This is a genomic window from Streptomyces sp. WM6372, assembly GCF_001279655.1.
Classification (GTDB): Bacteria; Actinomycetota; Actinomycetes; order Streptomycetales; family Streptomycetaceae; genus Streptomyces.
Genome location: NZ_LGDB01000043.1, coordinates 1 through 5,563 on the forward strand (window position 1 = coordinate 1; position 5,563 = coordinate 5,563).

A 5,563-nucleotide genomic window follows, 5' to 3' on the forward strand; every position below is an offset into this window, starting at 1 on the left:
TGATGATGCTGCGCGAGGTCCGCGAGCAGCTCGCCGGCTGGGAGAGCGGCCTGATCGAAACCGCCCGCAGCCAGGGCGCCAGCTGGGCCGATCTCGCAGCCCCCCTCGGAGTCGCCAGCCGCCAGGCAGCCGAACGCCGCTACCTCCGGCTACGCCCCGGCAAGGCCGGAAGCACCGGCGAACAACGCGTTGAAGCCACCCGCGACTCGCGCGCCGCCGACCGCAACGTGAACGCCTGGGCCCGCGCCAACGCGGCCGACCTGCGCCGCCTCGCCGGCCAGGTCACCGCCCTCACCAGCCTCCCGGCCGGCGCCGAGACCGCCATCGGAGACCTGAACCTGGCCCTCGCCGACAACGACGCAGCCCGCCTCGTACGCCCCCTGGCCGACACCCGGGCCCACCTCCGCCCCGAGGACGCCGACCTCTCCGGACGCATCGACGCCATGGCCCGCCACACCGAGCAACTCCGCCAGGCCACCCACGACCAGCGCAGCACCTGACCCCCCATCCGTTGCTCTTGGCGGGCGGCCGTCGGGTCAGGTGTGGAGGCGGTTGTTGGCGCCGTCGCGGTCCTCGGTGCTCTCGTCGTTGAACCAGTAGCCGCCCGCCGCGAGGTAGCGGAAGGACTGGGTGGTGTTCCCGGGCAGTGCGACCGTGACCGCCCGCTTGCCGTCCTTGCGGGGCTGGAGCGTGTGGACGCCGGGCTGCCAGCCGTTGAAGTCCCCCACCACGCTCACCGGCCCCGGCGGATCCTCCCCCGGCAGAACGAACGTGACCTCGGTACCGTCCTTACGCGACCTGCGCTCCAGCATGAAAGGCTCCATTCGACGAGGGGCACAACGGGAATCCTCATCCTCAGCCGCCCCTATGCCGGCCGCGCCCCGGTGCAGCCGAAGGCGTGAGCGTGTCACCCGCCCGGCATACCCCTCCCCGTGCCCGCCGCGCAGCGCGGGTCCCGGCATGTCAGGGCGGCAGGGCGGCAGGGCGACGAGAGGGTCCCCACGAGCCGGACTCGGCCGGTTGAAGCGGCCCCGGCCGGGTCTCGCCACGGACCCGGGCAGCGCCATGAACACCCCGCACGCCCTGGCTGTCCCCCTACAGTGCGGCTGTGGATGATCACGAGACGGAGCTCCTGGACGCGGTGCGCACCGCTCTTCGCGAAGCGGGGTTCGACCCGGGCAGCGAGGGCGGGGAGGGCGTGCATTTGGTCCGCCGCGCCCGCGGCGTGATGGTGGGCTGGATGCCCGCAGAAATCGACGAGTTGCACGCCCGCACCAGCGGCCTCCACCCGCCGGACGAGGCAGCCGGTACGGAGCTGGCCGGACTGCACCACGCCACCGGTCTCGCCCTGGCCGCGGCGCTCCGTGGGGCGGGGTTCACCACGCAGACCCAGGACGACCACATTCTCGTACTGCCCCCACCACCAGCCTGAGCGACGCCACGTGGTGCGTGCGCCCTTTGCCGCGTGCCATCAAAGCCCTGGGGCAATGCCGTCCCCCTCACGAACAAACTCCGCCTCAACCGTGACCGCGAGCCCCTCACGGAGATCCGGAACGCATTTCGCGTATCCGCCTTCGCTAGCAACAAGGCGAACGCAGCTGACGAATGATTCGCAAGTTCAGTACGCGTACGCGTGACCCACAGCAGGCTGTCGATATTCGGCAGCACGGACGTGACCTGTGGCAGCGGGGGGTTCGTACAGCACTCACATGGGGCCTGCACGCGGTCGCCGCACGCCTGACGTCATCGGGCGGGACGAGCCGGCACCGGTGGAGGGCTATCGGCCTCAGGTGTTGCTGTTGAGGAAGCCGATGACCACGGCGCCCCACCAGCAGGCCTGTGAGACGAGGGCCGTGGCGCCTCCCCAGACGAGGAGCTTGCGCTCGATCGTCTCGGTGGCGGCTTCGAGGCGGCGGGCGAGGAGGCCCGCCTGGAGACCGTTGAGGGTGAGTGCGGCGACGAGCCCGAGCTTCGTCAAGGTCAGCGGCGAGTCCATGTCGGGGTGCAGCATCAGCCCGCTGAGGACGAGCCCGCCCAGGCCGGCCCAGATCGGCACGTGGAGCCGGGACGTCGCGCCCAGCACCTCGGCCAGCGTGCAGCGCCCCGTCGCCCAGAGCAGCCCGTAGTAGTCGGCGGACAGCACGGCCCCGAAGCCGACCACGAGCGAGGCCAGATGGGCGAAGAGCGCGGCCGTGTGCATGGTCGCGTCCGTCTGCACATGGAGGGAACACCACAGGCCCGCTGTCAGAACGAGCATCGCAACGAGCGCTCCCGCCGCCACCGTCCACCACGAATCGTAGAGACGGATCGGGCGGAAGGAAGGTCTGACTGCGGTGGACGACATGTGCGATGACTCCGAGGAAAAATGGACGGACCGCCTCCGTAAAGCGAAAGCTAGGTAAGGCTTACCTAAAGACGCCCCATCGTCAATGCGAGCCCACACCCCAAGACCGTGACTCCGGCCACAGACGATCAACGACCCCCCGCGAACGTCACGACCTCACGCGAGACCCGTACCAAGGACCTGCACGAGTACACCGAGCACGGCGGTCTGCTCGGCGATGCCGAACGCGCGCATCAGTCTGAGCGGGTCGGCGCTTTCAGCCGCTTCGTTGAGGATGCAGTCCTGGCGCAGGCCACTCAGCGTCAGCCCGCGGGGAACGGCTCCGCTCAGAAGGCCCTGCGGGCGCCGGCTGGCCAGGCGCGGCGCCGGTGGGGGTGATGGGGGAAGAGGTGCGGGCCGCGGTGGCGAAGACACAGGGCCGTCGGGTACCGGGAAGCCGGGCGGGGGGCAGCTCGACTACGGAGCCGGGGTGAACTCCACGTCCGTGCCACCGCACCCGGCCGCGATGTCCAGCAGCCGCTCCCGCTCCGCCCCATCCACCGCGAGAACCCAGCGCAGCTTCGTTGCCCTCCACTGCGCGCCGTACCGGCACAGCGCATCCGGCGCCGGCGGCAGCCACTGCGCCGGATCCTGGTTCGCCTTGGACCTGTTCGAACGGGCGGTCACCGCGACCGGGAGGACAGCCGGCCCTGGTCGTTGGCGTACGCCCCCCGCCGCTTCGCCGTCCACGCACTGGCGCCCGAATCCCACGCCTCGGCGAGGGGCACCATGTGGTCGATGTCCAGCTTGAACGCCTCCGTGACGGTGATGTCGTCGTAGTACGACCACCACACACCCCCCGTCAGCGTGCAGCCCGGTCCCATATCCGGATACTCCACCGCCTCGGACAGCAGAACCTCGGCCCTCGTGTTGCAGCCGTCGGCGGGAATGTCCCCGGCGTTCCAGTGCTTGAAGCTGGTGCGTTGATAGCCGGTACGGTCCTCGACGGCCAGGGGCAGCGCGGAGACCGCCGCCCCCCATCGGCAGGACCTGCGGTACGGCCGCCGGTTATTCGACGGAGTACGCCGCAGTGGGCACGGACAAAGCGAAGGCTGCGGCCACCACGACGGCCCGCATCATGATCATCACGGAGGCGGTTCTACCGGCCCCGCCCCCGCGACGACAGGCCCGGGCAGGCAGTTCACCCGCCCGGGGCGCCCGGTTCACCGGCGAAACGCCACTGCACACCCTCCCGCAGGCTCAGCACGCGGCCAACCCCGCCCCGAACCGCGGGACATCATCCGAGCTCGCGTCCAGGCGTAGCCGTTGGAAGCGCAGCGGGTGGCGGAAAACGCCGGCGTGGTCGATCGCGCGGTCGGCGCTGATCTCCGCCACCAGCTCGGGGCGGACCAGAACGGCGTCCAGGGCCTCCCGCGTACCCCAGGACGCCGCGAACCGGACGCCGGTCCACGGGTGTGCGGAGCCGGCGGCGGCCAGGTGCTCGCCGACCTGCCGGGAGGCGTCCGGGCGCAGGGGTACGGTGCGGCCGACCGCGCGTAGCCGGCCCGTCTGGTCGTGGCGGCCGAGGATCAGGAGCTGCGGGCGTGCCAGGGTTCCGGTGATGGCACCGATGACCGCTTCGGTGGTGTCCCGTCTTCTGATCTTGGTCCTTCCCTGCACTTCACTCTCACGGGTCACTGGGAGATTTGCGACCCGTCAAAGGGCCACCGAGTTCGTTGGGGAACAGGGTCACTCGTCACTACCGGAGGACTGCTTCGCAGGTAGGATCAACGCTCTTGTGCAGACTGCGAGACGAACATCAGACCGGGGCGTCGAAGGCCAGAAGTACGCCCTGAGGTCGGACGAGAACGAGGCTGACTTCTGGGGTTCTCGCGAGGCCGTGGGACTGTTCGCACCTCTGCCGGACGACGAGGGAGCGCGCCGTGTCCATCTAGCCGGCTGCTCACCCCAGGGTGCCCTTGGCAGGAGCCTTGACCACGTCGGCAGCCGTCGAGCCGTGGCGGGAAACGCCCGGTTCGGGTTCCTCGATGCCGAGGGTGCCACCATGGGGTCCTACTTCGTCAACGATGTAACGGTCGTCGACGTCCAGCCCTCCGCCCTCGAGGCTGGCCTCCTCGATCTCACACTGACCCTGTGGTGTGATCAAGCACTTCCCGGAGCGGACAGTGTGTGGAATCTGCTGCACGCGAGTCGCCTCAATTGCACTGGCACCTGGCACGACCTTTCCGCCGCCGATCGACGAGCGTGGCTGTCGGTCGCGCTGTGGTCCCGGATGTATCAGCGTCAGGGGAGAGCCGAGGCTCACGCCGGTCAGGTGTTCGCTCTGGAGGGCCACAGGATCGTCGACATGGACAGCTTCTATTGCGCGAACGGTGAAGCCATCAACGGCCCCGGCGGATACTTCGGCTGGAACCTCGATGCCTTGGACGACTGCCTGAGAGGCGGTTGGGGCGCCACCCCTCCGTTCACCCTGCAATGGGAATCATCGGCGGAGGCCACGGCCCATCTCATGGACAGCAGGTCACCCCGTGCCAACGGCGCTGCCGTGTTCGACTTGCTTCTGGAGATCTTCGAGGAGCGGGGCGTCCGTGTCGTCCTGCGGTGACTGGAGCCATGCCTCAAAGGTCATCTCTGCCCTGTGCGCGGGCGCGGAAGGCCGAGGTAGACGTAGCAGCGTTTGTGTCGTAGCGGGTGGCGACTGCCCGGTGCTGTTTGAGCCGGTTGATGGCCCGTTCGATGGTGTTGCGCTTCTTGTAGCGCTCTTCGTCGAAGCCTGGTGGCCGTCCACCGCGTGAGCCTTTGCGCAGGCGGGCGGCCTGGCTGTCGGCCTTCTCGGGGATGGTGTGTCGGATACCGCGACTTCGCACGCACTGGCGGCAGGGTCCGTTGCTGTAAGCCTTATCGGCCGCAACGCTGTCCGGCGTCTTGCGGGGCCTGCCCGGGCCGGGCTTCGGTACGCGGATCTTCTCCAGGACAGGCTTGAACTGGGTGCAGTCAGCCCGCTGACCTGGTGTGACGACCAGAGAGAGCGGGCGGTAGCAGCCGTCGGCGCTCAGGTGGAGCTTGGTGGTGAACCCGCCGCGCGAGCGGCCCAGGCCCTCACCTCTAGCACCACCTCCACTAGGTCCTGTCGTCAAAGTGATCTTGGGTTGTGGATCATGGTGTCGTGATACGTCGCCATGAACTGTCCGATGCCGAGTGGGAACTCGTGCAACCGCT

Annotated in this window: 7 protein-coding genes and 1 pseudogene; 3 read left to right on the top strand and 5 right to left on the bottom strand. The window is 69.2% G+C overall.

The window, feature by feature from the left end; translation table 11 throughout:
- Positions 1–500 (top strand): hypothetical protein (locus ADK52_RS05815; protein WP_053688701.1); only part of this gene is annotated, 500 nt, incomplete at its 5' end.
- A gap of 36 nt (positions 501–536) precedes the next feature.
- On the opposite strand, the gene ADK52_RS05820 is transcribed toward ADK52_RS05815, so the two are convergent.
- On the bottom strand, positions 537–812 hold the full coding sequence (locus tag ADK52_RS05820; RefSeq protein ID WP_053688702.1) for a hypothetical protein: 276 nt from the start codon (positions 810–812) through the stop codon (positions 537–539).
- Between the two features lie 296 nt (positions 813–1,108).
- Between ADK52_RS05820 and ADK52_RS05825 the strand changes: the two genes are divergently transcribed.
- The gene (locus ADK52_RS05825) at positions 1,109–1,432 is read left to right on the top strand and encodes a hypothetical protein (protein WP_053688703.1); all 324 of its coding nucleotides are present in this window, start codon (positions 1,109–1,111) and stop codon (positions 1,430–1,432) included.
- A gap of 354 nt (positions 1,433–1,786) precedes the next feature.
- Here ADK52_RS05825 and ADK52_RS05830 read toward each other — a convergent pair whose 3' ends face one another.
- From ADK52_RS05830 to ADK52_RS05840, 3 genes and pseudogenes are all read right to left on the bottom strand, one after another.
- Positions 1,787–2,257, bottom strand: a complete 471-nt coding sequence (locus tag ADK52_RS05830) for a hypothetical protein (protein ID WP_053688704.1) — start codon at positions 2,255–2,257, stop codon at positions 1,787–1,789.
- A gap of 543 nt (positions 2,258–2,800) precedes the next feature.
- Positions 2,801–3,414, bottom strand: a pseudogene (locus ADK52_RS39600) (HNH endonuclease family protein).
- Between the two features lie 169 nt (positions 3,415–3,583).
- Complete coding sequence (locus tag ADK52_RS05840) at positions 3,584–4,003, bottom strand: hypothetical protein (RefSeq protein WP_199828454.1); 420 nt, start codon at positions 4,001–4,003, stop codon at positions 3,584–3,586.
- A 337-nt stretch (positions 4,004–4,340) separates the two neighbouring features.
- Between ADK52_RS05840 and ADK52_RS43420 the strand changes: the two genes are divergently transcribed.
- Complete coding sequence (locus ADK52_RS43420) at positions 4,341–4,949, top strand: barstar family protein (protein ID WP_234343467.1); 609 nt, start codon at positions 4,341–4,343, stop codon at positions 4,947–4,949.
- Positions 4,950–4,962: 13 nt separating this feature from the next.
- Here ADK52_RS43420 and ADK52_RS39605 read toward each other — a convergent pair.
- Positions 4,963–5,563: IS5 family transposase (locus ADK52_RS39605; protein ID WP_234343469.1), on the bottom strand; the 601-nt coding region annotated here is incomplete at its 5' end.